Origin of the sequence: Saccharopolyspora indica, assembly GCF_027853965.1 — a bacterium.
Classification (GTDB): Bacteria; Actinomycetota; Actinomycetes; order Mycobacteriales; family Pseudonocardiaceae; genus Saccharopolyspora; species Saccharopolyspora indica.
Window position 1 is genome coordinate 75,256 of record NZ_JAQGLB010000008.1, and the last position, 24,089, is coordinate 99,344.

Annotated in this window: 28 protein-coding genes; 16 read left to right on the forward strand and 12 right to left on the reverse strand. The window is 71.9% G+C overall.

The genetic code is table 11. The features are described from left to right. Positions 1–288: 288 nt before the first annotated feature. The 5 genes from OU416_RS18960 (at position 289) to dapC (ending at position 5,060) form a co-directional block, all read left to right on the forward strand. Positions 289–1,980, forward strand: coding sequence for an ABC transporter family substrate-binding protein (locus OU416_RS18960; protein WP_270928329.1), 1,692 nt, complete (start codon positions 289–291; stop codon positions 1,978–1,980). A gap of 129 nt (positions 1,981–2,109) precedes the next feature. Next, positions 2,110–3,021, forward strand: a complete 912-nt coding sequence (gene mshB, locus OU416_RS18965) for an N-acetyl-1-D-myo-inositol-2-amino-2-deoxy-alpha-D-glucopyranoside deacetylase (protein WP_270928330.1) — start codon at positions 2,110–2,112, stop codon at positions 3,019–3,021. Then, a complete protein-coding gene (locus OU416_RS18970; RefSeq protein ID WP_270928331.1) occupies positions 3,018–3,383 on the forward strand; it encodes a hypothetical protein in 366 nt (121 codons plus the stop codon). Before mshB ends, OU416_RS18970 begins: the two co-directional genes overlap by 4 nt. Positions 3,384–3,621: 238 nt before the next feature. Next, on the forward strand, positions 3,622–3,942 hold the full coding sequence (gene fdxA / locus OU416_RS18975) for a ferredoxin (protein ID WP_093152999.1): 321 nt from the start codon (positions 3,622–3,624) through the stop codon (positions 3,940–3,942). Next, the gene (dapC, locus tag OU416_RS18980; RefSeq protein WP_270928332.1) at positions 3,939–5,060 is read left to right on the forward strand and encodes a succinyldiaminopimelate transaminase; all 1,122 of its coding nucleotides are present in this window, start codon (positions 3,939–3,941) and stop codon (positions 5,058–5,060) included. Before fdxA ends, dapC begins: the two co-directional genes overlap by 4 nt. Here dapC and OU416_RS18985 read toward each other — a convergent pair whose 3' ends face one another. The 7 genes from OU416_RS18985 to OU416_RS19015 all read right to left on the reverse strand — a co-directional run bounded on the left by OU416_RS18985 (position 5,061) and on the right by OU416_RS19015 (position 10,996). Then, entirely contained in the window at positions 5,061–5,996 is a 936-nt protein-coding gene (locus OU416_RS18985; protein ID WP_270928333.1) for a CHAD domain-containing protein, read from the reverse strand. Positions 5,997–6,264: 268 nt separating this feature from the next. Next, on the reverse strand, positions 6,265–7,251 hold the full coding sequence (dapD, locus tag OU416_RS18990) for a 2,3,4,5-tetrahydropyridine-2,6-dicarboxylate N-succinyltransferase (protein WP_270928334.1): 987 nt from the start codon (positions 7,249–7,251) through the stop codon (positions 6,265–6,267). 275 nt (positions 7,252–7,526) lie between these two features. Then, the gene (locus OU416_RS18995; RefSeq protein ID WP_270928335.1) at positions 7,527–7,964 is read right to left on the reverse strand and encodes an LppA family lipoprotein; all 438 of its coding nucleotides are present in this window, start codon (positions 7,962–7,964) and stop codon (positions 7,527–7,529) included. Between the two features lie 93 nt (positions 7,965–8,057). Beyond that, entirely contained in the window at positions 8,058–8,390 is a 333-nt protein-coding gene (locus OU416_RS19000; protein ID WP_270928336.1) for a hypothetical protein, read from the reverse strand. Beyond that, positions 8,383–8,901 (reverse strand): LppA family lipoprotein, encoded by a 519-nt coding sequence (locus tag OU416_RS19005; protein ID WP_270928337.1) that lies wholly within the window; start codon positions 8,899–8,901, stop codon positions 8,383–8,385. Before OU416_RS19005 ends, OU416_RS19000 begins: the two co-directional genes overlap by 8 nt. Next, positions 8,898–10,694, reverse strand: a complete 1,797-nt coding sequence (locus OU416_RS19010) for an alpha/beta hydrolase (RefSeq protein ID WP_270928338.1) — start codon at positions 10,692–10,694, stop codon at positions 8,898–8,900. The genes OU416_RS19005 and OU416_RS19010 overlap by 4 nt, the downstream gene beginning before the upstream one ends. Positions 10,695–10,699: 5 nt before the next feature. Beyond that, positions 10,700–10,996, reverse strand: coding sequence for a hypothetical protein (locus OU416_RS19015; protein ID WP_270928339.1), 297 nt, complete (start codon positions 10,994–10,996; stop codon positions 10,700–10,702). A 124-nt stretch (positions 10,997–11,120) separates the two neighbouring features. Here OU416_RS19015 and dapE point away from each other — a divergent pair, with 124 nt between their 5' ends. Next, complete coding sequence (dapE, locus tag OU416_RS19020) at positions 11,121–12,197, forward strand: succinyl-diaminopimelate desuccinylase (RefSeq protein WP_270928340.1); 1,077 nt, start codon at positions 11,121–11,123, stop codon at positions 12,195–12,197. A 66-nt stretch (positions 12,198–12,263) separates the two neighbouring features. Here dapE and OU416_RS19025 read toward each other — a convergent pair whose 3' ends face one another. Then, complete coding sequence (locus OU416_RS19025; protein WP_270928341.1) at positions 12,264–13,196, reverse strand: slipin family protein; 933 nt, start codon at positions 13,194–13,196, stop codon at positions 12,264–12,266. 200 nt (positions 13,197–13,396) lie between these two features. Between OU416_RS19025 and OU416_RS19030 the strand changes: the two genes are divergently transcribed. Genes OU416_RS19030 through folP form a run of 3 tightly spaced genes read left to right on the forward strand, consistent with a single transcriptional unit; the run spans position 13,397 to position 15,593 of the window. After that, positions 13,397–14,173, forward strand: coding sequence for an LOG family protein (locus tag OU416_RS19030; protein WP_270928342.1), 777 nt, complete (start codon positions 13,397–13,399; stop codon positions 14,171–14,173). Further along, on the forward strand, positions 14,170–14,724 hold the full coding sequence (locus tag OU416_RS19035) for an LOG family protein (protein ID WP_270928343.1): 555 nt from the start codon (positions 14,170–14,172) through the stop codon (positions 14,722–14,724). The genes OU416_RS19030 and OU416_RS19035 overlap by 4 nt, the downstream gene beginning before the upstream one ends. A 53-nt stretch (positions 14,725–14,777) precedes the next feature. Beyond that, a complete protein-coding gene (folP, locus tag OU416_RS19040) occupies positions 14,778–15,593 on the forward strand; it encodes a dihydropteroate synthase (RefSeq protein ID WP_270928547.1) in 816 nt (271 codons plus the stop codon). 269 nt (positions 15,594–15,862) lie between these two features. Here the strand turns inward: folP and OU416_RS19045 are convergent, their stop codons facing one another. After that, on the reverse strand, positions 15,863–16,231 hold the full coding sequence (locus OU416_RS19045; protein WP_270928344.1) for a hypothetical protein: 369 nt from the start codon (positions 16,229–16,231) through the stop codon (positions 15,863–15,865). Positions 16,232–16,401: 170 nt separating this feature from the next. On the opposite strand from OU416_RS19045, the gene OU416_RS19050 reads away from it, so the two are divergent. Genes OU416_RS19050 through OU416_RS19065 form a run of 4 tightly spaced genes read left to right on the forward strand, consistent with a single transcriptional unit; the run spans position 16,402 to position 18,156 of the window. Further along, positions 16,402–16,734, forward strand: a complete 333-nt coding sequence (locus OU416_RS19050; protein WP_093153028.1) for a PadR family transcriptional regulator — start codon at positions 16,402–16,404, stop codon at positions 16,732–16,734. A gap of 43 nt (positions 16,735–16,777) precedes the next feature. Then, positions 16,778–17,128, forward strand: coding sequence for a DivIVA domain-containing protein (locus OU416_RS19055; RefSeq protein ID WP_270928345.1), 351 nt, complete (start codon positions 16,778–16,780; stop codon positions 17,126–17,128). A gap of 3 nt (positions 17,129–17,131) precedes the next feature. Next, on the forward strand, positions 17,132–17,584 hold the full coding sequence (locus OU416_RS19060) for an SRPBCC family protein (protein ID WP_270928346.1): 453 nt from the start codon (positions 17,132–17,134) through the stop codon (positions 17,582–17,584). Beyond that, positions 17,581–18,156, forward strand: coding sequence for a DNA-3-methyladenine glycosylase I (locus tag OU416_RS19065; RefSeq protein WP_270928347.1), 576 nt, complete (start codon positions 17,581–17,583; stop codon positions 18,154–18,156). Before OU416_RS19060 ends, OU416_RS19065 begins: the two co-directional genes overlap by 4 nt. A gap of 108 nt (positions 18,157–18,264) precedes the next feature. Here OU416_RS19065 and OU416_RS19070 read toward each other — a convergent pair whose 3' ends face one another. Continuing rightward, the gene (locus OU416_RS19070) at positions 18,265–19,053 is read right to left on the reverse strand and encodes an enoyl-CoA hydratase-related protein (protein ID WP_093153037.1); all 789 of its coding nucleotides are present in this window, start codon (positions 19,051–19,053) and stop codon (positions 18,265–18,267) included. A 384-nt stretch (positions 19,054–19,437) separates the two neighbouring features. Here OU416_RS19070 and OU416_RS19075 point away from each other — a divergent pair, with 384 nt between their 5' ends. Beyond that, complete coding sequence (locus OU416_RS19075; RefSeq protein ID WP_009949794.1) at positions 19,438–19,605, forward strand: DUF3117 domain-containing protein; 168 nt, start codon at positions 19,438–19,440, stop codon at positions 19,603–19,605. 163 nt (positions 19,606–19,768) lie between these two features. Further along, positions 19,769–21,427 carry a leucyl aminopeptidase family protein gene (locus tag OU416_RS19080; protein ID WP_270928348.1) on the forward strand — a complete coding sequence of 553 codons (1,659 nt, stop codon included), beginning with the start codon at positions 19,769–19,771 and terminating at the stop codon, positions 21,425–21,427. Between the two features lie 36 nt (positions 21,428–21,463). Here the strand turns inward: OU416_RS19080 and OU416_RS19085 are convergent, their stop codons facing one another. Next, positions 21,464–22,405, reverse strand: a complete 942-nt coding sequence (locus OU416_RS19085; protein ID WP_270928349.1) for a LysR family transcriptional regulator — start codon at positions 22,403–22,405, stop codon at positions 21,464–21,466. 63 nt (positions 22,406–22,468) lie between these two features. Here OU416_RS19085 and OU416_RS19090 point away from each other — a divergent pair, with 63 nt between their 5' ends. Continuing rightward, entirely contained in the window at positions 22,469–23,731 is a 1,263-nt protein-coding gene (locus tag OU416_RS19090) for an MFS transporter (protein WP_270928350.1), read from the forward strand. Here the strand turns inward: OU416_RS19090 and tatB are convergent. After that, the gene (tatB, locus tag OU416_RS19095) at positions 23,625–24,011 is read right to left on the reverse strand and encodes a Sec-independent protein translocase protein TatB (protein ID WP_270928351.1); all 387 of its coding nucleotides are present in this window, start codon (positions 24,009–24,011) and stop codon (positions 23,625–23,627) included. The two genes, OU416_RS19090 and tatB, sit on opposite strands and share 107 nt — an antisense overlap. Positions 24,012–24,089: the final 78 nt, after the last annotated feature.

The window sequence follows — 24,089 nt, forward strand, 5'->3', positions numbered from 1 at the left end:
CGGAATCGCCCGGAATGCCGGAGCCGGCCTTCCCGCGGGTCGCACGGGATTTCGCCGTTCTGCGGGCGGCCGGGGCAGTCGGCCAGGAGACTGGGCGCCTACCCCGGTGTCGATCACCCGATCGACGGAAGGAACCATGGAGGGCCCTCGCGCGTCTTCCGCACGTGCGAGGCGCCCCGGTGGCCGGGGTGCGTTCGGGGGAGCAGACATGAGGGGAGGTTCGGCGTGTCCCAGGGTCGACGCCGCCCACTGGCTGCGGTCTCCCTGCTGGTGACAACCGCGAGCTTGGTGGCTGCCTGCACGAACGCGCCACCACCGCCGCTGGTGTCGGAAACCCCGACGACGCAGCCCCCGACGAGCACCGCGCCGGCCGAGCAGCCGATGCCGGTGGAGGTCGTGGTCGGGGTCGACGAGCTGGAGGGCGGGTTCAACCCGCACACCCTCGCCGACCTCTCGCCGACCAGCTCCGCGCTGGCCAGCCTGATGCTGCCGTCGGTCCACCGGCCCGGCCCGGACGGGCGGTTGCAACTGGACACCACGCTGATGGAATCGGCGGAAGTGGTGCCGGACCAGGAGAAGTTCACCGTCCGCTACCGGATCCGCCGCGAGGCGAACTGGTCCGACGGTGCGCCGATCGCCGCCGAGGACTTCGTCTACCTGTGGCAGCAGCTGCGCTCGCAGCCCGGCGTGTCCGACGCGGCGGGCTACCAGCTGATCGACGACGTGGCCTCGCGCCAGGGCGGCAAGACGGTGGACGTGACCTTCGCCAAGCCGTTCCCCGGCTGGCAGTCGCTGTTCAACAACCTGCTGCCCGCGCACCTGCTGCGGGACGCGCCGCGGGGCTGGTCGACGGTGCTGGACGACGGCTACCCGGCGTCGGGCGGGCCGTTCGCGATCCGGCAGATCGACCTGGACCGCGGCGAGATCATCCTGGAGCGCAACGACCGGTACTGGGGCCCGCCCGCGCAGTCGGACCGCATCGCGCTGCGCGCGATCGACAAGGCCCGCCAGGTCGAGGCGCTGCGCAGCGGCGACAGCCACCTCGCGGTGTTCGGCGCGGACACCGGGACCATGCAGGCGCTGCGGGAACTCGGCGATTCCGTGCAGCTGATCAACGTGCCGCGGCCGGCGACGGTGGAGGTGCTGCTGCGGCCGGACAGCCGCGCGCTGGCCGACATCAAGGCGCGGCAGGCCGTTCTCGCGGCGCTGGACCGGCCGGCGCTGATCGAGGCGGGCACCGGTGGCGGACCCGCCGAGCAGCTCCAGTCGCACGCCCAGGTGCTCGCGCCGTCCGAACCCGGCTACACGCCGACGGAACCGGCCGGTGCGTTCCCGGCGAAACCCGATCCGGCGCGGGTGGCGAAGCTGCTCGACGAGGCCGGCTACCAGCGCAGCGGCGGCGCCTGGATGCGCGATGGACGACCGCTGAACCTGGTCATCGCGGCGCCCTTCGAGCACGAGTCCTACATCCGGGTCGCCGAGGAGGCCGCGCGGCAGCTGCGGGAGCAGGGGATCCAGGCGACGGTCGTGACGCCGACCGGTGATCAGCTGTTCGGCGAGATGCTGGCGGCCAACCCGAAGTCGGGGGAGCCCGGCGGTGCGGCCTCGGTGGACATGGCGATCGCGCCGCGTCCGGCCGGTGGTGACCCGGCCGCGAACATGGCTGCGGCCTACGGATGTCCCGGCGTGGCGGCCGACAGCGAGCAGCCGTTCCCGCACAACGCGGCCGGTTTCTGCAACGAGCTGCTGCAGCCGACCATCGACGCGGCGATGACCGGGCGGGTGCCGTTCGGCGAGGCGTCGTCGATCGTCGAGCCGGTGCTGTGGCGAGCGGCGGTCGCGCTGCCGCTCTACCAGCAGGCGCAGGTCCTGGCGCTGCGGCCGGAGGTGAAGGGCGTCGAACCCGGCAACGGCATGTCCGGTCCGTTCTCCAGCGCGGCGCAGTGGCTCGGGACGTACGCGGACAACGACGGTTACTGAGGCGAAACCGCAGTTCAGAGCTCGTGAGTGGTGTGTGGTGCGATAGCCCCCCAAACCACTCACGAGCGTGGAAGGCAAGAAGGGCACGCCGTGCGTCGGGTGGTTCGGGGCGCAGATTAGGCTGGACCGGTGACGCTGACGGCCCCACCGCGGTTGCTGCTGGTACACGCGCACCCCGATGACGAAAGCCTCTGGACCGGCGGGACGATCGCTCGCTACGCCGCACGTGGCGTGCAGGTGGTGGTGGTGACCTGCACCCTCGGCGAGGAGGGCGAGGTCATCCCCGAGAGCCTGCGCGGCCTGGCCGCCGACCAGGCGGACCAGCTCGGCGGCTACCGGGTCGGCGAGCTGCGCTCGGCCTGCGCCGCGCTCCACGTGACCGACCACCGCTTCCTCGGTGGCATCGGGCGCTGGCGCGACTCCGGAATGCTCTGGGAGCAGCCGGGATTGGCGGGCGCGCTGCCCGACGCGCACCCCAGGGCCTTCGCGATCGGCGACGCCGACGAGCAGGTGGACGCGCTGGAAGCGGTGCTGCGCGAGGTCAAACCGCAGGTGGTCGTGAGCTACGCCGCCGACGGCGGTTACGGCCACCCCGACCACGTCCGCGCGCACGAGGTGACCGTGGCGGCCGCCGCCAAGGTGCCGGACGTGCAGCGCGTCTTCTACGCGGTGCCTTCGCGCGACACGCTGGAGAAGGGCTTGGCCGCCCTGGCCGAGGTCGAGGACATGCCGTTCCAGCTGCCCGAACCGCACGAGCTGGCCAGCGTCGCGGACGAGACGATCAGCACCGTGATCGACGTGTCCGAGCACCTGCCCGCCAAGATCAGCGCGCTGCGGGCGCACGGCACCCAGGTCAAGGTGTGGCTGGACCGGTGGGACAACGGCGACGGCGTCGCGGCCTACGCGCTGTCCAACGGCGTCGCGCAGCCCATCGTGCCCACCGAGCACTACGTGCTCGCCAGCGGTGACCCCGCGGGCTGCGAGGCGGATCTGTTCGGCGGGCTCGGCGTGAGCGGCACCGAACCGGTGGGGGACCGTTGAGCGGGCTGGACCGGATCCTGTTCGGCTTCCTGCTCGTCGACGCCGTGATCCTGGCCGTGGTCGAACTGCTCTTCCTGCCGTCCTACATCGGCACCGTGCAGTTCCCGATCACCGCGGCGATCGCGGCCGTGACCACGCCGCTGCTGGTGTCGGAGGCCGCGCGGATCTCCCCGCGCCGCCGGATCGCAGGCGCACCGATGGCGCTCTGGTTCCTGACCGTGATGATCTTCGGCATCCTCGGGCCGGGCGGGGACATGGTCCTGGTCGGCAACGACTGGCGGACGCTGCTGCTGATCGGCGCCGGTGCGCTGCCGAGCGCGATGATGCTCGGCATCGTCCTGGGCAAGCGCGCCAGATCCTGATCTCCAACCGGGTGTGGCGCAGCGCACGTCGGCGGCGAGATCGCTTCTGACGTGCGGCTTCCGGCGGGGCTCCTGGGGAAGTGGTTTACGCCGTTCACGCCCGCGTCGTAGAGTCGGCAGCGCTCCCGAGCTGTGGGACCGGGTACGTGTCCTGGGTGGGTAGGAGAGATACTGTCAGCAGTCGCGGCAGGAGGTTCCTGCGCGCGAGTAGGACAACGCTTCGAGCAGGAGTGCAACCGTGACCTACGTGATCGCCGAGCCCTGCGTGGACGTGCTCGACAAGGCGTGCATCGAAGAGTGCCCTGTCGACTGCATCTACGAGGGCGGGCGGATGCTCTACATCCACCCCGATGAGTGCGTCGACTGCGGTGCCTGCGAGCCGGTCTGCCCGGTGGAGGCCATCTACTACGAGGACGACGTGCCGGACGAGTGGGCCGCCTACACCAAGGCGAACGTGGACTTCTTCGACGAACTCGGTTCGCCGGGTGGTGCGGCGAAGGTGGGCAAGAAGGACTTCGACGTCGAGCCCATCAAGAGCCTCCCCCCGCAGGGCGAATGAGCAGCGCGACCGGCCCGGACGCCACGTCCGGGCCCCGCGGACCGCAGCTGCCCGACTTCCCGTGGGATTCGCTGGCCCGGCAGAAGGCCGCGGCGAAGGCCCACCCGGACGGCATCGTCGACCTGTCCGTCGGGACCCCGGTCGACCCGGTGCCGGAGAACCTGCAGCGGGCGTTGGCGGAGGTCGCGGACGAGCCGGGTTACCCGGCCACGCACGGCACGCCCGAACTGCGCGAGGCGGCGATCGCGTCCCTGCAGCGCCGCTACGGGATCTCCGGTCTGGAACCCGACGCCGTGGTGCCGACCATCGGCTCCAAGGAGCTCGTGGCCTGGTTGCCGACGCTGGTCGGCGTGCGGCCCGGCGACCTGGTGGCCATCCCGGAGCTGGCGTACCCGACCTACGAGGTCGGCGCGAAGATCGCAGGCGCGGAGGTCGTGCGGCTCGCTCCCGGTGAGCTGCCGCCTGCCGGGACCGCGCTGCTGTGGCTGAACTCCCCGTCGAACCCGACGGGACGCGTGCTGGACGCCCAGCAGCTGGGCGAGTCGGTGCGGGCCGCGCAGGAGCTGGGCGCGGTGGTCGCATCCGACGAGTGCTACCTGGCGCTGGGCTGGGACACCGAGCCGGTGTCGGTGCTGCACCCCTCGGTGGGCGCGGACCGGCGCGGCGTGCTCGCCGTGCACTCGCTGTCGAAGTCCTCGAACCTGGCCGGGTACCGCGCCGGGTTCATCACCGGTGATCCGGATCTGGTGCGGCGCCTGCTGGAACTGCGCAAGCACGCGGGCATGATCGTCCCGCGGCCGGTGCAGGAAGCGATCACCGCGGCGCTCAGCGACGACTCGCACGTGAGCGCGCAGCGCGAGCTGTACGCGGCGCGGCGCGCGGTGCTGCGGCCCGCGCTGGAGGCGGCGGGCTTCCGGATCGAGCACTCGCAGGCGGGCCTGTACCTGTGGGCGACGCGTGGCGAAGGCGCGTGGGAGACGGTGGACTGGTTGGCGCAGCGGGGAATCCTCGCGGCGCCGGGCACCTTCTACGGCCCCGCGGGCGACCACCACGTCCGCATCGCCCTGACGGCGACGGACGAGCGCATCGCCGCGGCGGCCAAGCGCCTCGCGGACTGATCAGATCTCGGCCGCTGCCGCGCTGAGGGCTTCCCAGGCCGGGTGCCACTGCGCACGGCGTTCGGCCTTGCGCGCCTGCTCGCGCTCGACCAGGCGGCCAGCTACGAAGCTCACCGCCGCGTCTGCCTCGTCGCCGAAGCCGTGGAGCAGATCGCGCACCCGCTCCTCGGCCACGCAGGCGTCCTGGTGCTCCCCGAGCACGTCCTGGAACTGGCGGGCCGCCCTGATCAGCTGCTGCGCGGATCTGCCGAACGCGGGCTGGGCGAGTTCCGAGGTGTAGCGGACGCGCTTGCCCAGGATGCGCAGCGCGTGCAGGTCGTCGTCGGCGGGGTGTTCGGGCAGCCGTGCCACCGCTTTACGGAGCTTGCCGAACTCGCCGAGCACGAGTCCGCGGAGCTCGCGCGAACTGTCCGCATCGGACTCCTCGGGGCTGCTGCGGATCGCGGCGGCGAGGGCCCGCAGCAGGTCGAGGTAGCGATCGCTGTCCAGGGCGGCGAGCAGCTCGACGCGGGCGGTTCCGTGCTCGGCCTCCAGGCCCGAGATCAGCCGGGCGGCGGCGGCCCGCTCGCCCGCGGGCAGATCGGCGCTCTCCTGGCGCAGCCGGTCCAGCAGGACGTCGAGGTCGCGGACCGGGCCCAGCGAACGGCCCAGCCAGCCGAGCTCCGCCCGCAGCGGCTCCGCCCAGCTCTCGTCCAGGAACGGCCGCGCGGCCCGCAGCATCGCCCGCATCCGGCGCACCGACACCCGCATCTGGTGCAGTTCCTCGGGATCGGTGCCGAGCCGGGTGCCCGGATCGCGGGCGATCAGCGCGCGCAGCCGGGTGTCCAGCCCGGCTCGCACGTGCTCGGGGATGGCGGCTCGCGGACCGGCCGCCACGGGTTCGGCGGGCAGTTCGACGACGGCCGCGAGATCGCGGTGCTGCCAGCTGCTGGCCATTGCCAATGATAAAAGCGAAAACCCCGATCTCCGCCTGGTCCGATCGGGCCACCTTTTCCAGGCTCGTTCTGCGTGGCGGTGCGAGTGGCGGCCCCCTGCGGGAGTTACAGCGCCCGCCTGGACTCCGGGATCCCGGTCTTGTGTATGACCGATACACGGCGAGCGGGCTGTCCTCGCCAGGCGAACGCTGAGAACCCGCGGCGGTGGAAAGGGACTATCGGGCGCAGCTGGCCGGGGCCGGTCGGCGTCGACCGGCCCCAGGACAGCGTCAGTCGTTGGCGTGCAGGGCGGCGTTGAGCTCGACCTTGCCGCCGGCGCGCTCGGTGACCTCCACCGCGCCGGTGGTGGAGTTGCGGCGGAAGAGCAGGTTGCTCGACCCGGACAGCTCGGCGGCCTTGGTGAGCGTGCCGTCCGGCAGCTTCACCTTCGTGCCCGCCGTGACGTACAGGCCCGCCTCGACGATGCAGTCGTCGCCCAGCGAGATGCCCACGCCGCCGTTGGCGCCGATCAGGCAGCGCTCGCCGATGGAGATGACCTCCTTGCCGCCGCCGGACAGGGTGCCCATGATCGAGGCGCCGCCGCCGACGTCGGAACCGTCGGCCACCACGACACCGGCGGAGATCCGGCCCTCGACCATCGACGCGCCGAGGGTGCCCGCGTTGTAGTTCACGAAGCCCTCGTGCATCACGGTCGTGCCGCTGGCCAGGTGCGCGCCCAGCCGGGCCCGGTCGGCGTCGCCGATGCGCACGCCGGACGGGACGACGTAGTCGACCATGCGCGGGAACTTGTCCACGCCGTAGACGGTGACCGTGCCGCGCGCCCGCAGCCGCAGCCGGGTCGCCTCGAAGCCCTCCACCGGGCAGGGGCCGTGGTTGGTCCACACGACGTTGGCCAGCAGGCCGAAGATGCCGTCGAGGCTCTGGCCGTGCGGCCGGACCAGGCGGTGCGACAGCAGGTGCAGCCGCAGGTACACGTCGTGCGCGTCCACCGGGGCATCGGCCAGGCGGCTGATCTCGGTGCGCACCGCGACGACCTCGACCCCGCGGGCCTCGTCGCGCCCGAGCAGCGCGGCACCGGCCTCGCCGAGGGACTCGGCGGCCTCCTCAGCGGTCAGCCGCGTCGTGCCGGACTGACCCGGCTCGCCCAGCCGGACGGTCGGGAACCAGGTGTCGAGCACCGTGCCGTCGTCGGTCACGGTGGCCAGGCCCACGCCGTGGGCGCCCGTGGTCTGCGGATCGGGAGACTGTGCACTCATACCGGAAACGGTAATCGGCGCAGGTGGCGGCAGCCCGCACGGGGTGGCGGGGCTCTCAGCCCTTTCTGGTGGTTGGCCTGCGTGGCGGAACCTGAGTGCTTCCCTGGACTGCGGGTGCCCCTCCTGATGTATGACCAGATACACGGCGGAGGGGCCGTCCTAGCCCAGGGAGCCACCCAGTGGCGGGCCACCGTACCCGCGGCGGTGCAGGCTGCATACGTACTCAAAGCGGCTTCGCCGCTTACAAGGCGCGGACGGCTACGCCGACAGTGCACTCAGCCCTTGGCCGCGGCTCGCAGGTGACAGCCGGTGGTGATCGCCAGCACCGTCCGGGCCGCGGTGCTGAACCGGTAGACCGCGCCGTACTCGTCGTTGGCGGTGATCTCGTGGTCGCCGGTGCGGTCCACGATGATCTCCGGCTCGCCGAAGCCGTACTCGCGGGTGAGCTGCCGGACGATGTCGACCGCCCGCGGCCAGAACTCGTCCGGCAGGTTGTCCGGCACCTGCCACGACTCCAGCGCCCAGGCCTCGGCCTCGGGCACGTGCGGGAACCCTTCGCACCCGGCCTGGCTGAGCGGTTCGGACTTCACCCAGGTCAGCGGTCCGAACTCGTGGTGGAGCCGGTCGCGCAACCGCTGCTGCAGCTGGCCGTACTGCGCGCTGATCTCCTCGATGCTGGGCCGTAGCCGGAGCAGGCTGCGCGGGTCTTCCACGGCTCCTCCCTCGGATCGGACTGGGGTGCCGGACGAGATCATGCCGGAGATCGACTTCGGTCAACCCGCAGTTGTGATCTGCACCGCCGGAGGTCAGCCGATCGAGGTCGCCGCGACCTGGATGAGCCCGAAGGCCAGCAGCGGCGCTACGACCAGCCCGAGCACGCCGACCACCACCGCCGTGAGGACGGGGCCCGGGCTGCGGACGCGCAGCCACAGCCCGACCGGGCCCACCGCGATCACGAAGAGCGCGACGGCCGTCGTGTAGCCCATCGACGTGCAGACGCCCGTCCCGCCGGGTTCGCACGGGACGGAAGCCGCCCACACCCCGATGAGGGCGGCGAAGGCGGCTTCCGGGATGGCGAGGACGGTCGAGGCGATGGCGAAGACCATCGCGACCACCCGCGCACTCCGCTGCTCAGTCACCCTGATCCAGGTGGCAGCCGGTGAAGACCCGAAGCACGGTGTTCACCTGGGTGCTGATCTGCATCTTGCCGCCGAAGGCGTCGCGCAGCTCGACCTTGTGGTTGCCGGGCCGGTCGAGGACCACCTCACGCTCGACGAAGCCGTACTCGGGGGCGATCTCGTCGGCGATCTGCATCGCGCGGGGCCACTGGTCGTCGGAGATGTTCCCCTCGTACTTCCAGCGGTTCAACGTGCGCTTCTTCGCATCCGGGGTGTCCGGGAACTCTCCGCAGCCGGACTCGCCGGGGTCGCCGTCGTCGATCCACGGCGTGGCCAGGCCGAGCTCCGCGGTGAACCGGTCCCGGATCTTCTGCTGCAGCTCTTCGTAGCGCGCGGTGATCTCGGCCATCGTGGGCCGTTCCTGCAGCGTGCTGGTCTGGTTTTCCATGCTTCCCCCGTTGGGAGTGTCGGGCTGGCTCGCGCATCCGGTGACGAGCAGGGCGCTGAGGACGAGCAGGACGAGCCGCCTCATGAGAAGAAGTCCTTGACCTTGGAACCGGCGTCCTTGACTCCCGACCACGCGTCGCTGCCGAGCTCCTTGGCGTCCGACCACCGTTCGCTGCCCCACTCCTGGACGGCCTCGACGCCTTCCCGGGTCTTGTGCGTCCCGTAGGAGATCTTGTCGCCGACCCCGTCGGTGCTGCCCTCCACCGCGTTCTCCGGCACGCCCGCGACGACAGCCGCGATGTTGTGCTGGCTGGTGGTGTCCGGGTTGAGGTAGTCGCTGTGACCGGTGACCTCGGCGCCTTGATCGGACTTCGCGGTGGACAGGTCGGTGAACCCGTCCATGTGGGTGGGGTCGGTGCCGAAGCGGCCGAGGTCCGCGACCGGGTCGTTCTTGGCCTCCAGCAGGTAGGCGCGGCCCTCCGGGACGTTCAGGTCCTTGATGTCGCTCGTGCCCACGCCCGGCGAGCCGTAGAGGATCGCGTTGTCCACGCCGTGGTCGCCGCCCTGCAGCGCGTAGCCGGTGGTCGTCGAGCCGTAGGAGTGGCCGATCGCGGTGAGGTTCGGGTCGTTGTCGCGGGAGGCGTTGATGCCCTGGTAGAAGTCGTTGAGCTTCGCGCCGCCCTCCTTCGCGGAGCTGGAGCTGGCCACGGAGTCACCGAAGAGGTCGCCCGTCTCCGACGTCTGCGGCGCTTCGTAGCCGATCCAGGTGACCGCGGCGACCTCGCCGCCCTTGCCGCTGGCGGCCAGCTGGTCGCTGGACTCGGCGACCAGTTCCCGCATCTTGTCGTCGTAGTTCGCGAGGCTGCCGTCCACCGTGGTCGTGAAGCCGGGGGTGAAGACCGAGACGTGGTCGGCGTTGTCCACGTCGCCCACCGCCACCGCGGCCTTGAGCCGTTCGCCGCTGGGATCGAGGACCAGCAGCTGGCGGGGCGGTTCCTCGTTGCCGATGGTCTCCCTGACCTGGTCGACCGAGGCGATCTTGGCGTTGATCTCGTCGAGCTTCTTCTGCTCGTCTTCGGAGACACCGCCCTCTTGCAGCCTGTCCCGCTCGGCCACGAGATCGCCGCGGACGTTGTCGATGTTGGCCCGGTTGGCCATGTCGCGGGCGGCGGCGGGGATGCCGTCGCGGCTGCCGAGCCAGGCGGGCGGGGCTTCCATCAGGGCGGCGCGCTGCTCGTCGGACAGCGACTTCCACCACTCGGCGTTGGCCTCGGGGGAGTCGTCGGCGGGCTTGCCCGCGGAGGCGGCCAGGGCCTGCAGGTCGTCGGTGCTCGCCGCGTCGGCCAGCGTGCCGCCCTCGCCCGGCTTGATCTCGTCCTGCTGCGCGGCGGTCAGCGCCTTGGCGAGTTCGGCGTCGGCCTGCTCGGCGTCGTCGAGGATCTTCTCGATGTCGGCCATCAGCTTGTCGCGGACCTGGAGGCGCTTCTGCTTGACCTCTTCGAGCTGGTCCTCGGGCACGTCCTGCGGCGGGGCGACGTCGCGGATGCCGCCCTCGTCGGTGATCTGGAACCCGTTGGCCTCGGCCTCGCGGTCGGCTTCCTCGATCCGCTTCTTGATCTTGGCGACGTCGTCGGCGGCGGTGGCCACCGCCACCCGCACGGTGGCGACTTCGGCGATCAGCGAGCGCATGCCGTCGACGAGCTTCGCGTGCTCGGCGGCGGAGGCGTCAGCGGCCGCACCGCTCCAGCCGTCCGTCTTCTTGGCGCCGTCCAGCTCGTCCTGAAGCCCGACGAGGTCGTTGCGGCGGTTGCCGAGATCGGAGTGGGCGGATTCGAGCTCTTCGGGCTTCCACTTGCGCACATCGGCGTAGGACACCATCGTCGTTACCTCCCACCTGCGGCGTTGATGCCCTGCGCGCCGGACTCGTCGGAACCCTGGTACTCGTCAGCGCTCGCGTCCAGCGACTGGCCGTGCTTCTCCGCGGCCTTGCTCCAGTCCCCGATCGCCTGCCCCCAGCTCTGCGCGACCTGCTCGGCCGCACCCTCGGACTTGCCGCCGGGCATCGCCGCCGCGATGTCCTCGACCGGCGGTCCCAGCTTGACCTGCCCGGCCTGCTCGCCCGCCGTCTTCGCACTCTTCCCGGCCTTGCGCAGCACGTCCGGGTCTGCCGTGAATGTCAACGCCCCACCTCCAGCGGCCGAAGCCTAGCGCCATGATCAGGGGTGAGATGTGCGATCCGGCGATCTGGTTCCAGCCTTCTCCGCGGGCCGCCCCGCCACGACGCCGAGGGGTAGCCTGCTGGTCGTGACTGCGTCGTTGGATCTCACCGCTGACCCCGTCGAGCTGACCGCCGCGCTGGTGGACATCCCCAGCGTTTCCGGCGGCGAGAAGGCCATCGCGGACGCGGTGGAGCAGGCGCTGCGCGCCCAGGCCCCGCACCTGGAGGTCGTGCGCAACGGCGACGCGGTGCTGGCGCGGACCAACCTCGGCCGGGGCTCGCGGGTCGTGCTCGCCGGGCACCTGGACACCGTGCCGATCAACGACAACCTGCCGCTGACCCGCACCGGCTCGGGCGCCGACGAGATCCTGCACGGCTGCGGGACGGTGGACATGAAGAGCGGCGACGCGGTCATGCTGCACCTCGCCGCGACGCTGGCCGAGCCCCGCCACGACCTGACCTTCGTGTTCTACGACTGCGAGGAGATCGAAGCCGAGCGCAACGGTCTCAACCGCATCGAGCGCGAGCTGCCGGACTGGCTGGCCGGTGACCTGGCGGTGGTCTGCGAACCGTCGAACGCGGCGATCGAAGCGGGCTGCCAGGGCACCATGCGGGTCGAGGTGCGCACCACCGGAACCCGCGCGCACACCGCCCGCGCCTGGATGGGCGAGAACGCGATCCACGCCGCGCAGCCGGTGCTGCAGCGGCTGGTCGAGTACACCCCGCGCAACCCGGTGATCGACGGTCTGCAGTTCCGCGAGGGCTTGCAGGCGGTGCGGATCGCCGGCGGGGTGGCGGGCAACGTGGTCCCGGACGAGTGCGTGGTGACGGTCAACCACCGCTTCGCCCCGGACAAGTCCCTCGCCGGGGCGGAAGCCCACCTGCGCGAGGTCTTCGACGGCTTCGAGGTGACGGTGACCGACGGCGCGTCCGGCGCGCTGCCCGGCCTCACCGCCCCGGCCGCGGCGGAGCTGGTCGAAGCCTCCGCCTCGGAACCGGTGGCCAAGCTCGGCTGGACCGACGTGGCCCGCTTCGCGGCCCGCGGCCTCCCGGCGGTCAACTTCGGCCCCGGCTCCCCGACCCTGGCCCACACCAAGCAGGAGCACGTGGCGACAGCGGAGATCCGCCACTGCGCCGACACCCTCACCCGCTTCCTCCGCTGACGCGCACGGTGAAGGGCACCTTTTAGCAAGTTACTTGCCTGAAGGTGCCCTTCACCGCTCCGCGGCTCAGGCGATGCCGAGCACCGACCGCTCCGCGTCCTCCGCCGGCTCCGCCGCGCGCTGCTGCGGCAGCTCCGCCTCCGGCTTCGCGCCGAGCAGCTCCGCTTCGCGCTCCGCCGCTCGCTCCGCTTCCGCGAGCTCCGCCTCCGGTTCCGGCTCCGCCGATGGCTCCGCTGCGCCGGTGGCGCCGTGCTTGATGGTGTCGACGAACTGGAGGAGCTCCACCGGGAACGGCAGGACGAGCGTGGAGTTCTTCTCCGCCGCCACCTCCACCACGGTCTCCAGCAGCCGCAGCTGCAGCGCCGCCGGGGTGTCGGCCATGACGTGGGCCGCGTCGGCGAGCCTGCGGGAGGCCTGGAACTCGCCGTCGGCGGAGATGACCCGGGAACGGCGCTCGCGCTCGGCTTCGGCCTGGCGGGCGATGGAGCGCTTCATGGACTCCGGCAGCGAGACGTCCTTGATCTCCACCCGGTCGATGTGCACGCCCCAGCCCAGCGCCGGGCTGTCGATCATCAGCTCCAGGCCCTGGTTGAGCCGTTCGCGGTTGGAGAGCAGGTCGTCCAGGTCGCTCTTGCCGATGATCGAGCGCAGCGAGGTCTGCGCGACCTGGCCGACGGCGAACAGGTAGTCCTCGACGTTGACGATGGCGCGGATCGGTTCCTCGACGCGGAAGTACACCACCGCGTCCACCCGCACCGTGACGTTGTCGCGGGTGATGCCCTCCTGGGCGGGCACCGGCATGGTGACGATCTGCAGGTTGACCTTCCGCATCCGGTCGACCACCGGGATGATCACGGTGAGGCCCGGACCGCGGGTGAGCTCCTGCACCCGCCCGAAGCGGAACACCACTCCGCGTTCGTACTGCTTGACGACCTTGACGCCGGCGGCGACGCAGAGGACGCCGAGCACGAGGATCCCGATCAGCAGTTCGATGAGCATGGCTGGCTCCCGGGCTCGGATTCCGGTCGTGCCCGCGACCCGGCTGGATCTGCGTGGTGATCCCGGCCGGGCCGTCGGCACCACTCGATCGTTGTATCGCAATCGTACGCTCGCGCAAGCGCGCGTGAATCCCCCGTGAACAGGCATTTCCCCAGGTCCCCGAGGCTCGGCGCCGGTCGGCGGCTGCGTAGGCTCGTGCCATGACGATCGAAGGTCGGCAGGACGGCGCGGAGCGGCCCCAGGAGAAGCAGCGCGGACCGGTGGTGCTGCGGCGGTCCCGGTTGAGCGAACCCACCACCACCGATCAGCGGCTGCTGGACTCCCGCGGCCCGTCGGACTGGGTGCACACCGATCCGTGGCGGGTGCTGCGCATCCAGGCCGAGTTCGTGGAGGGCTTCGGGGCGCTGGCCGAGGTGCCGCGCGCGGTCACCGTGTTCGGCTCGGCCCGCACGTCGCGGGAGCACCCGGAGTACGCCACCGGCGTCGAGCTCGGTGCGGCTCTCGCGAAGATCGGCTGCGCGGTGATCACCGGCGGTGGCCCCGGTGCGATGGAGGCGGTCAACCGGGGTGCCTCGGAGGCCGGTGGGCTGTCCATCGGGCTCGGCATCGAGCTGCCCTTCGAGCAGGGGCTGAACCCGTGGGTCGACCTCGGGGTCAACTTCCGCTACTTCTTCGTCCGCAAGACGATGTTCATCAAGTACGCCCAGGCCTTCGTCTGCCTGCCCGGCGGGTTCGGCACCATGGACGAGCTGTTCGAGGCGCTGACGCTGGTGCAGACCAAGAAGGTCACCAAGTTCCCGGTGGTGCTGTTCGGCAAGGCCTACTGGCAGGGCCTGTACGACTGGATCCGGGACAGCATGCACGCGTCCGGCAAGATCGGCGACAAGGATCTCGCGCTGCTGCACCTCACCGACGACATCGACGACGCCGTCGGGATCGTGCAGGAGGCGTACGAAGCATGGGAGGCCACGCATTGACCAGTTCCGCACCAGCCGACGTCTCGGTCTGCGTCTACTGCGCGTCCGGACCGGTCGACCAGCAGCACCTCGACCTGGCCGCCGAAGTGGGGCGCAAGATCGCCAAGCGCGGGTGGACGCTGGTCTCCGGCGGCGGCCGGGTCTCGATGATGGGTGAGGTCGCGCGGGCCGCGCGCGCCGACGGCGGCCGGACCGTCGGGGTCATCCCGCACGCCCTGGTGGACAAGGAGATGGCCGACACCGGGGCCGACGAGCTGCTGGTCGTGGACAACATGCGGGAGCGCAAGGGCCTGATGGACGCGCACGCCACCGCGTTCCTCGCGCTGCCCGGTGGCATCGGCACCTGCGAGGAGCTGTTCGAGGTCTGGACCGCCCGCTACATCGGCATGCACGACAAGCCGATCGTGCTGCTCGACCCGGACGGCCACTACCGCGGGCTGCTGGACTGGTTGCAGGGGCTGGTCGACAGCGGGTTCGCCAAGCAGCACTCGATGGACGTGCTCGTCGTGACCACCGACGTCGACGAAGCGCTCGACGCCTGCGCCCCGTGACCGCGCCGCTGCGGTTCCGGGACAAGGACGTGCCCCAGGACCGCCCGCTGGTGATGGCGATCGTCAACCGCACCCGCGACTCGTTCTTCGACCGCGGCCGGACCTTCGAGGCCGACGCGGCCACCGCGGCGGTGGACCGAGCGGTGGCCGACGGCGCGGACATCGTCGACATCGGCGGGGTCCGGGCCGGCGCGCAGGGCGAGGTGGTGGACGCCGCGGAGGAAGCCCGCCGAGTGGTGCCGTTCGTCGCCGCGGTGCGCGAGCGGCACCCGGAGCTGGTGATCAGCGTGGACACCTGGCGGCACGAGGTGGCTCGGCAGGTGTGCGAAGCCGGTGCCGACCTGCTCAACGACACCTGGGCCGGTGCCGATCCGGAGCTGGCCGGGGTGGCCGCGGAGTTCGGCGTCGGCGTGGTGTGCTCGCACACCGGCGGGCTGCCGCCGCGCACCGACCCGTACCGGGTCCGCTACTCCGACGTGGTCGCCGAGACGATCGCCGAGCTGGTCGAGCGGGCCGAGCGGATGGTGCGGATCGGCGTGCCCCGGCAGGGCGTGCTGATCGACCCGACGCACGACTTCGGCAAGAACACCTGGCACGGGCTGGCCCTGCTGCGCCGGGTCGACGAGCTGGTGGCGACGGGCTGGCCGGTGCTGATGGCGCTGTCCAACAAGGACTTCGTCGGCGAGACGCTGGGCACCGCGGTCGACCAGCGCCTGGAGGGCACCCTGGCGGCGACGGCGGTCGCGGCCTGGAGCGGTGCGAAGGTCTTCCGCGCCCACCACGTGCGCGAAACCCGCCGCGTGGTGGACATGGTCGCGGCCATCGCGGGCACCCACCCGCCGGACCAGGTCCTCCGCGCTCTGGCCTGATCCTCGATGAGTTCCAGGCTCGTTTTGCGTGGCGGTGCGGGTGGCGGAACCTCAGCGCCCGCCTGGCTGCGGGATCCCGTTCTTATGTATGTCCAATACACGGCGAGCGGGCTGTCCTCGCCAGGCGAACGCTGAGAACCCGCGGCGGTGCGGGTTGCGAGGGTGGGTTATGCGCCTGCGGCGCATGCGACACCTTCCGCGGCACGGCACGTTGAGCGTCGCGGTCGCGGCTACCGGCCAGGACGCGAAGCTTCAACGGAAGCTGCTGATCAGGCGGTGCCGAGGGCGCGGTGGAGGAGGTCGGTGAGCGCCGGGACCGGGATGTCCGGGCGGACTTCGCGCAGCAGCGGGACCAGGCGCAGCCAGCGCGACTGGATCCGCCGCGGGCTGAGCGGGTCGAGGGAGAGCTCGTCCACCAGCTCGGCGAGCCGCCAGAGCGATTCGTCGCGGGCCATGCCCGGCTCCGGGTGCTGCTCGACGACCTCGACCAGCTGCGCGAGGTAGTCGCGGATCTGCGTGCGGGCTTGGTCCTGCGGTGCGTAGGTGGTCGCGGCGTCCAACCGCGAGGCTCCGGACGTCGTGGCCGGGGCGCTGTTGTCGGGCACGGCGAACGCCTCCTGGTTGCTCGCGCGGCTCATCCGACTCCGCAGTGTGCTCGGATTTGCCGGATGTCAACGCCTTTCCCAGTTGACTCCACCCGAACGGCGCACTGTGATCGAGGTCATCGAACACCGGATCGCGAAAGGACTTTGGTCCTCTTGTGCAAGAGCGGTGACAGTGGTCGGAAATAACCGTAGAGTCGCTACTTGTGAAGGCTGATGCGCTCCGCGGCCACCTGGACGCCCTCTTGCTGGCCACGCTCGACGGCAGGGCGTTACACGGCTACGCGATCATCGAGGCGCTGCAAGAACGCAGCGGTGGTGCTCTGGACCTGCCGACCGGCACGGTCTACCCGGCGCTGCGCCGCCTTGAGCGCGCCGGGTACGTGCAGAGCACTTGGAGCACCGTGGGCGGCCGCCAGCGCCGCACCTACCGGTTGACCCAGGCGGGCGTGCAGACGTTGCAGGCCGAGCGGCTGGCGTGGCGCGAGTTCACCAGCGCCATCGAGGGCGTTCTGGAAGCCGCGCCGGCGAAGACCTGACCGTGGCCGCGGCGGTTCGCCGTCCGTGCCACGATTGACGACCGTGGCTAGTGCGCTCATCTACCTCTTCGCGGTGCTCGCCGTCGCCGCGGTGGTGTACCTGCTCGCGACGCTCGTCTTCGGGCGCGGCGAGGAGCTGTCCCCGCTGCCGCCCGGCTCGACTCCGACCCGGCTGCCCCCCGCCGACATCGAGGGCGCCGACGTGCGCGCACTGCGGTTCCAGCAGGTCCTGCGCGGCTACAAGGCCTCCGAGGTGGACTGGGCGCTCGAACGGCTGGCCGGGGAGATCGACGAGCTGCACGGCCGCATCGCGGTGCTGGAGCGCCAGCTCGACGTCGCGGGCGAGCAGCTGCAGGAGTCCCGCGCCGCGCGCGCCGACGAGCCGGAGGGCTGAGCGGTGCGCCCGGTCGAGCTGCGGTTCACCGTCCCGGTCCAGGCGCCTCCCGAGGTGGTGTGGGCCGCGGCGACGGACTGGGCCCGGCAGGGCGAGTGGATGCTGGGTACCGAGGTGCACGCGGTCGGCGGCGCGGACGGACCGGGCGGGCGGCTGGTCGCGGTGACCGGCTTCGGCGGGCTCGGCTTCGTCGACCGGATGGAGATCGTGGAGTGGCAGCCGCCGCAGCGCTGCCGGGTGGAGCACGTCGGCGAGCTCGTTGTCGGTGCTGGCGGGTTCGATGTGGTCCGGTGCGGGAACGCGGCGTCGACCTTCGTCTGGTGGGAGCGGCTGACCCTGCCGACCGGTGCGGCGCTGATCTGGCCGGTGGTGCGGCCCGCGTTCACCTGGGGCATGCGCCGGTCGCTGGCCGCGTTCGCGCAGTTCTGCCGCGAGTACGACAGGAGAGGGAAGTGAGCGGATCCAGCGCCGTCCTCGGCGCGGATGGCAAGGCCCGGTGCCCGTGGGGCGCGGGGCACGCGGATTACACCGAGTACCACGACCGGGAGTGGGGAGTCCCGCTGCGCGGCGTCGTGGAGCTGTTCGAGCGGATCACCCTGGAGTCGTTCCAGTCCGGGCTGTCATGGCTGACGATCCTGCGCAAGCGCGAGGCGTTCCGCAGCGCGTTCGCCGGGTTCGAGCCGGAGAAGGTCGCGGCCTTCGACGACGCCGACCGGGAGCGGCTGCTCGCCGACGCGGCCATCGTCCGCAACCGGGCGAAGATCGACGCGGCGATCCGCAACGCAGGGGCCGTGCTGCGGCTGGACGAACCGCTGGACGACCTGCTCTGGTCGTTCGCCCCGGAGCCCCGCGACCACCGCCCGGCCACGCTCGAGGAGGTCCCGGCGATCACCCCGGAGTCGACGGCGATGGCCAAGGAGCTCAAGCGCCGCGGCTTCGTCTTCGTCGGCCCCACGACCTGCTACGCCCTGATGCAGGCCACCGGAATGGTCGACGACCACCTCACCGACTGCTGGCGCGCGGGCTGAGCGGCTCGGGCTTGGTCGTGGGTGAGGTTCGGTGGGCCATGGGCCCGTGAGTACTTTGGGGTGCTATAGCCCCACAAAGCACTCACGGGTCCTGACCAGGCACGACCGTCAGCGGCCGGTGAAGTTCGGGGTGCGCTTGGCGACGAAGGCCGACACGGCTTCCCGGTGGTCGGCGGTGGCGCCGGCTTCCGCCTGGGCCCCGGCCTCGACGGCCAGCGCTTCGGCGAGGCCTTCGGCCGCCGCTGCCAGCGCCGTCTCCTTGATGCGGGCGTAGGCGAACGTCGGGCCCGCCGCCATCCGGGTCGCCAGCTCCAGCGCCGCGCCGGTCGCCTCGCCCTCGCCGACCACCCGGTTCACCATGCCGATGCGCAGCGCTTCCTCCGCGGCCACCGGCTCGGCGAGCAGGAGCATCTCCATCGCGCGGCCGTAGCCGATCAGCCGGGGCAGCGTCCAGGACGCGCCGGAGTCGGTGGACAGGCCGACGTTGGCGAAGGCCATCAGGAACTTCGCGTTCGACGCCGCCACCCGCAGGTCGCAGGCGTAGGCCAGCGACGCGCCCGCACCCGCGGCGGTGCCGTTGACCGCCGCGATCACCGGCTTCGGCATGCTCGTCACGGCCCGGATGATCGGGTTGTAGTGCTCCTCGACCGTCTTCAGCGGGCTCGGGTCGTCGGCCTCCAGCAGCGCGACGTGCTCCTTGAGGTCCTGCCCGGCGCAGAACGCCTTGCCCGCGCCGGTGATCACCACGGTGCGCACCGAATCGTCCGCTGCCGCGTCGCGCAGCGCGCTGATCAGGGCCTGCTTGAGCTCGACGTTGAGCGAGTTGAACGACTCGGGGCGGTTCAGCGTGAGCAGGCGCACACCGGCGGTGTCCTCGGTCAGCAGTACGTCGGTCACTTCGAACTCCTTGCCTCGCGGTCCGCTGCGGCATCTCGGCCGGGACGGCGCACCGGGTTCCAAAGTGGACTCCGCGGGTCGCCCGATGTCCCAGGTGGACAGTGTTGTCGCAGGTCGCCGGGGTGATGGCGGCGGTGGCCCGCCACGCGCGGCGACCAGCGGCGCGCCGGCTGCCGCAGGCCGTCGCCAGGCGGTCCGCGACGACCCCGAAACAGCCCGCACGGGCGGTGAGTCTGCCAGCCCCGGCGGGCATTCGACCAGCGCACGGGCGACACGAGTTGATCGGTTCGGTTTCGTCCCAGCCTCGGGATGGGGGAGAATGGGGGTGAACCCGAGCTGGTTGTGGCGATCAGCGGGGTAAAGAGTTCACGGAGGGAGCACGCTATGGCGGCCATGAAGCCCCGGACCGGTGACGGTCCCCTCGAGGTGACTAAGGAGGGACGCGGCATCGTGATGCGCGTTCCGCTTGAGGGTGGTGGGCGGCTCGTCGTCGAGATGTCGGTCGAGGAGGCCAAGAACCTGGGGGACGCCCTGGAGTCCGCCACCGGCTGAGGCCGCCGGCCGGCGATCTCGGAGGTGCTGCGCGCGGTGCCTCCGCACGCCGAGGCCGCAGCGCAGCGTCGACGACGAGTGGCGAGCACTCTTCGCCGCGGTCGGGCCCCGGTGCCGAAGACGGCACCGGGGCCGTCGTCGACTGGCAGGTCCCCGCGGTCGGATGCGGACCGTGTCCGACCGGGTGACGACGGTAGTTTCGAGTGTGCGCGGCCAGTCCGTGCAGGAAGGTCTTCTCGTGTCCGGTGCCTCAGTGTTCCGCCCCGCCCCGCCGGTCCGCGACGCGGATCCGGCGCTGCCCGCGATCCCGACCGCTCTGGTCGAAGTGGACGTCGTGCGGCAGTGGCGGGACGGCGTGCCCGGTGCGGTCCCGGTCTTCGACGGCGAGTCGGGACCCGAGCTGGCCGCCGCGGCTGAACAGTTCGATGTGGACGCCGCGGTGCTGGAGGCTGTCGGCGTGTCGGCCTCGGCCGGCGCGGTCCGCGCGCTGCCGCTGCGCGCCGGTGGTCTCGGCTGGGCCGTCGGCGTCGGCTCCGGCGAGGCCGCGAAGTGGCGCGGCGCGGGTGGTGCGCTGGCGCGCGCGGTGCGCGAACGGCTCAACGGCGTGGCCGAATCCGACGACGAGACCGGCGATCTCGGCGAGGCGTCCGACGCGGACTACCTCCAGGTGAAGCTGCCCGCGGACGTCGACGGAGAGATCGTCTCGGCGCTGACGCTGGGCCTGGCGCTCGGCGGCTACCGCTTCCGCGTGTCGCGCGGCCCGGTTCCGCCGCGGCTGCGGAAGGTTCTGCTGGTCGCGCCGGAGGGCGCCGACGTGGCGGCGCTGGGCGAGCAGGCCCGGCGGGCCCGCGAGCTGGCCGCGGCGACGGCCCTCGCCCGCGACCTCGCGAACACCCCGTCCAACGTCAAGGACCCGGCGTGGCTCACCGGCATCGCCGCGGAGCTCGCCGCCGACGTCCCGGACCTGACCGCCACCGTGCGCGACGAGAAGTGGCTCGCGGACAACGGTTTCGGCGGCATCCTCGCCGTCGGCGGCGGCTCCTCGCGCCCGCCCCGGCTGCTGGAGCTGACCTACCGCCCGAAGGACGCGGCGGGGCCGCACCTGGTGCTGGTGGGCAAGGGCATCACCTTCGACACCGGCGGCATCTCGATCAAGCCCGCCGAGGGCATGCACCTGATGCGCACCGACATGTCCGGCGGCGGCGCGGTGATCGCGGCGCTGCTGACCATCGCGCGCCTCGGCCTGCCGGTGCGGGTCACCGGCCTGGTGCCGTCGGCGGAGAACCACGTGTCCGGCACCGCCTACCGCCCCGGTGACGTCGTCCGGCACTACGGCGGGACCACCACCGAGGTCGGCAACACCGACGCCGAGGGCCGGATGGTGCTCGCCGACGCCATCGCCTACGCCGTCGACAAGCTCGAACCCGACGTGCTGGTGGACGTCGCGACGCTGACCGGCGCGATGAAGGTCGCGCTCGGCCTGCGCACCGGTGGTCTGTTCGCCTCCGACGAGGGCCTGGCCGAGCAGGTCCGCGCCGCCGGTGCGGGCGTCGGCGAGGCCTGGTGGCGGATGCCGCTGCTGGAGGACCACGCGGAGGCGGTCAAGGGCGAGCTGGCGGACGTCAAGCAGACCCCGACCGGGCCGGGCGGCATCACGGCCGCGCTGTTCCTGCGCGAGTTCACCGGCGGTCTGCCGTGGGCGCACCTGGACATCGCGGGCCCGGCGCGTGCGGACAAGGACTACAACGAGGTCGTGCCGGGTGCCACCGGCTTCGCGGCCCGCAGCCTCGTCGAGCTCGCCGCCGCCCTCACCAAGCCCTGACGCGGCGACCACCGCGGAACGTCACCCGGGTGATGGTCAATTTCGCGCGAAATTGACCGCTCCTGGGGTGGCGGCGTAGGTGCGGAAGGTGCGGACCGCTGGTGGTTGGGGGCGGTCGGCGGGCCAGGCCAGGCCGATCGTGCGGTGGGCCGGTGGGTTCAGCGGGATCTCGACGGTGTCCGGGGCCGGTGCGGCGTCGGCGGGTGGCAGCACCGCGACGCCCAGACCGGCCGCGACGAGGCCGCGCACGGTGTCGACCTCCTCGCTCTCGAAGGCCAGCCGCGGCTCGAACCCGGCGCCTTCGGCCAACCGCACGAAGATCTGCCGCAGGCCGTAGCCGGGGCGCATCGCGATGAAGTCCTCCGCGGCGAGATCGGCCAGCGGCAAGGTCCGGCGCCGGGCCAGCCGGTGCCGGGCGTGCAGGACCGCGACCAGCGGTTCTTCCTGGATCGTCGCGCTCGCCCAGCGGGGATCGCCCGCGGGCAGCGGAGCGATCAGGCAGAGGTCGACCTCGCCCGCCCAGGTCCGGGCGAGCATGTCGTCGCGCGCGCCCTGGACCAGCGAGAACCGCACCCGCGGGTGCTGGTCGCGGAACCCGCGCAGCAGCGGCGGCACCAGGTTGCTGCCCATCGTGTGCTGGAACCCGAACGTCACGTGGCCGCGGTCCGGGTCGAGCTCCTCGACCACCGCGCGGCACCCGGCCTCGAGGCGCTTCATCGCGTCGTCGGCGGCTTCGGCCAGCAGCGCGCCCGCGCGGGTCAGGTGGATGCCGCGCCCCTGCCGGGCGATGACCGGGGTGCCGAGTTGTTCGCCCAGCCTGGCGAGGGCGCGGCTGACCGTCGGCTGCGGAATTCCCAGGGAATCCGCAGCTCGTGTGAGATGGCCCTCGGCGGCCACGGCGCGCAGCACGGCCAGTGCGGGAGCCAGGTGCGCCGCGAGCTGGGACGCATCGGCAGGCGGCTGCGATTGATTCACCATTGCATCGATGATGCGTCATGGTTGCATTGGACGCATCAATCGGTGCTGCTTAATTTCGGTCGCGTGGACCAGGCACGAACCAATCGAATCCGCATCGCGCTGCTGCTCGGAGCGCTGGCGCTGTTCGCACTGCTCTACGCGCCTCAGCCGGTGCTGCCGCAGTTCGCCGAAGCCTTCGCGCTGGCTCCCGGGACGGTTGCGCTGCTGATCTCGGCGGCGACGCTCGGGCTCGCGGTGGCGGCCATCCCGCTCGGTGCGCTGGCCGAGGCCGTCGGGCGCCGCCGGGTCATGATCGGCGCGCTCCTGGTGGCCGAGGCACTGGGCCTGCTGCTGCCGTGGATCCCGGTCTTCCCGGTGCTCGTGGTCGTCCGCCTGCTCCAGGGCATCGCGATCGCCGGTCTGGCCGCGGTGGCGACGGCGTACCTGGCGGAGGAGACCGGCGGGAAGAACCTGGGCGCGGCCATGGGCCTCTACGTCGCGGGCACCACCATCGGCGGCATGACCGGCCGGTTGCTGGGCGGCGTGGTCGGCGACTTCGCCGGGTGGCAGGGCGGAGTGCTCGCCGTGGCCCTGCTCGCGGCGGTCTGCACCGCGTTCTTCGTGGTGCTGCTCCCGGCCGAGCGGAACCACCAGCGCAAGCCGCTGTCGCTCGGCCCGCTGCTCGGCGGTCTGCGCGCGGCGCTGCGCGATCCCGTGCTCTACGGGCCGTACCTCGTCGCCGCGCTCGGCATGGGTTCGTTCGTCACGGTCTACAACGTGCTCGGCTTCCGCCTCACCGCGCCGCCGCTGCTCGTGCCGCCCGCGCTGGCTGCGCTCCTCTTCCTCGCCTACGCGGCGGGCACCGTGACGTCGACGCTGGCCGGGCGGGCCGCCGACCGCTACGGGCGCACGAGGGTGCTGCTCGGCGGGCTCGCGGTGACCGCGCTCGGGCTGCTGCTGATGCTGTCCGACAGCCTGATCGTGATCGTGGTCGGCCTGGTGGTGTTCACCGGCGGGTTCTTCGCCGCGCACTCGGTGGCCAGCGGCTGGGTCGGCGTCCGGGCGTCAGCGCAGGCCCGCAGCCAGGCGTCGGCGCTGTACCAGCTGGCCTACTACGGCGGCAGCAGCGTCGGCGGCGTGGTGGGCGGCGCGGCCTACGGCAGCTGGGGCTGGTCCGGGATGACGGCGCTGCTCTGCTGCTGGCTCGCAGCCGCGGCCGTCGCGGTGCTCATCGCGCAGATCAGGTCGCGTCGGAGTCGAACGGCGGGCGCTCGCCGGGCTCCAGCGGTTTCTGCGGCGGCTTCGGCTGGCTCGACGGCGGCGTCTGGCCGTTGCCGTTCGAGTTGAGGTCGAGCGGGTTCTCCCCGTCGAACAGGTGGTTGGTCACCGCGGTGCGCGGGTTGAAGTTGCGGATGCCGCGCAGATCCTCCAGCGGCTTGCGCAGATCGTCGAACTCCGGACCGAGCTCGGACTTGATCTGATCGCGCGCCCCGGTCGCGTACTCCTTGACCTGGCGGACGGTCTTGCCCAGCCACGCCGCGCCCTGCGGCAGGCGCTCCGGGCCGAGCACGAACAGTCCGACCACGATGAGCACGAGGAGCTCGGGCCAGCCGATGCTATCGAACACCTCTCGACTACCTCCGGGTCCTCGCCGCCCGCGGACCAGCACCGCGCGAGCTGCCAACGCCCCCAGCGTACCCACCGG

Coding starts and splice junctions, on each gene's coding strand:
- dapC (WP_270928332.1), top strand. CDS start 3,939: ATGAGCAGCGCGACCGGCCCGGACGCCACGTCCGGGCCCCGCGGACCG.
- OU416_RS18985 (WP_270928333.1), bottom strand. CDS start 5,996: ATGGCCAGCAGCTGGCAGCACCGCGATCTCGCGGCCGTCGTCGAACTG.
- dapD (WP_270928334.1), bottom strand. CDS start 7,251: ATGAGTGCACAGTCTCCCGATCCGCAGACCACGGGCGCCCACGGCGTG.
- OU416_RS19005 (WP_270928337.1), bottom strand. CDS start 8,901: ATGAGGCGGCTCGTCCTGCTCGTCCTCAGCGCCCTGCTCGTCACCGGA.
- OU416_RS19010 (WP_270928338.1), bottom strand. CDS start 10,694: ATGGTGTCCTACGCCGATGTGCGCAAGTGGAAGCCCGAAGAGCTCGAA.
- OU416_RS19025 (WP_270928341.1), bottom strand. CDS start 13,196: ATGCTCATCGAACTGCTGATCGGGATCCTCGTGCTCGGCGTCCTCTGC.
- OU416_RS19030 (WP_270928342.1), top strand. CDS start 13,397: ATGACGATCGAAGGTCGGCAGGACGGCGCGGAGCGGCCCCAGGAGAAG.
- folP (WP_270928547.1), top strand. CDS start 14,778: ATGGCGATCGTCAACCGCACCCGCGACTCGTTCTTCGACCGCGGCCGG.
- OU416_RS19045 (WP_270928344.1), bottom strand. CDS start 16,231: ATGAGCCGCGCGAGCAACCAGGAGGCGTTCGCCGTGCCCGACAACAGC.
- OU416_RS19075 (WP_009949794.1), top strand. CDS start 19,438: ATGGCGGCCATGAAGCCCCGGACCGGTGACGGTCCCCTCGAGGTGACT.
- OU416_RS19080 (WP_270928348.1), top strand. CDS start 19,769: ATGCGGACCGTGTCCGACCGGGTGACGACGGTAGTTTCGAGTGTGCGC.
- OU416_RS19085 (WP_270928349.1), bottom strand. CDS start 22,405: ATGGTGAATCAATCGCAGCCGCCTGCCGATGCGTCCCAGCTCGCGGCG.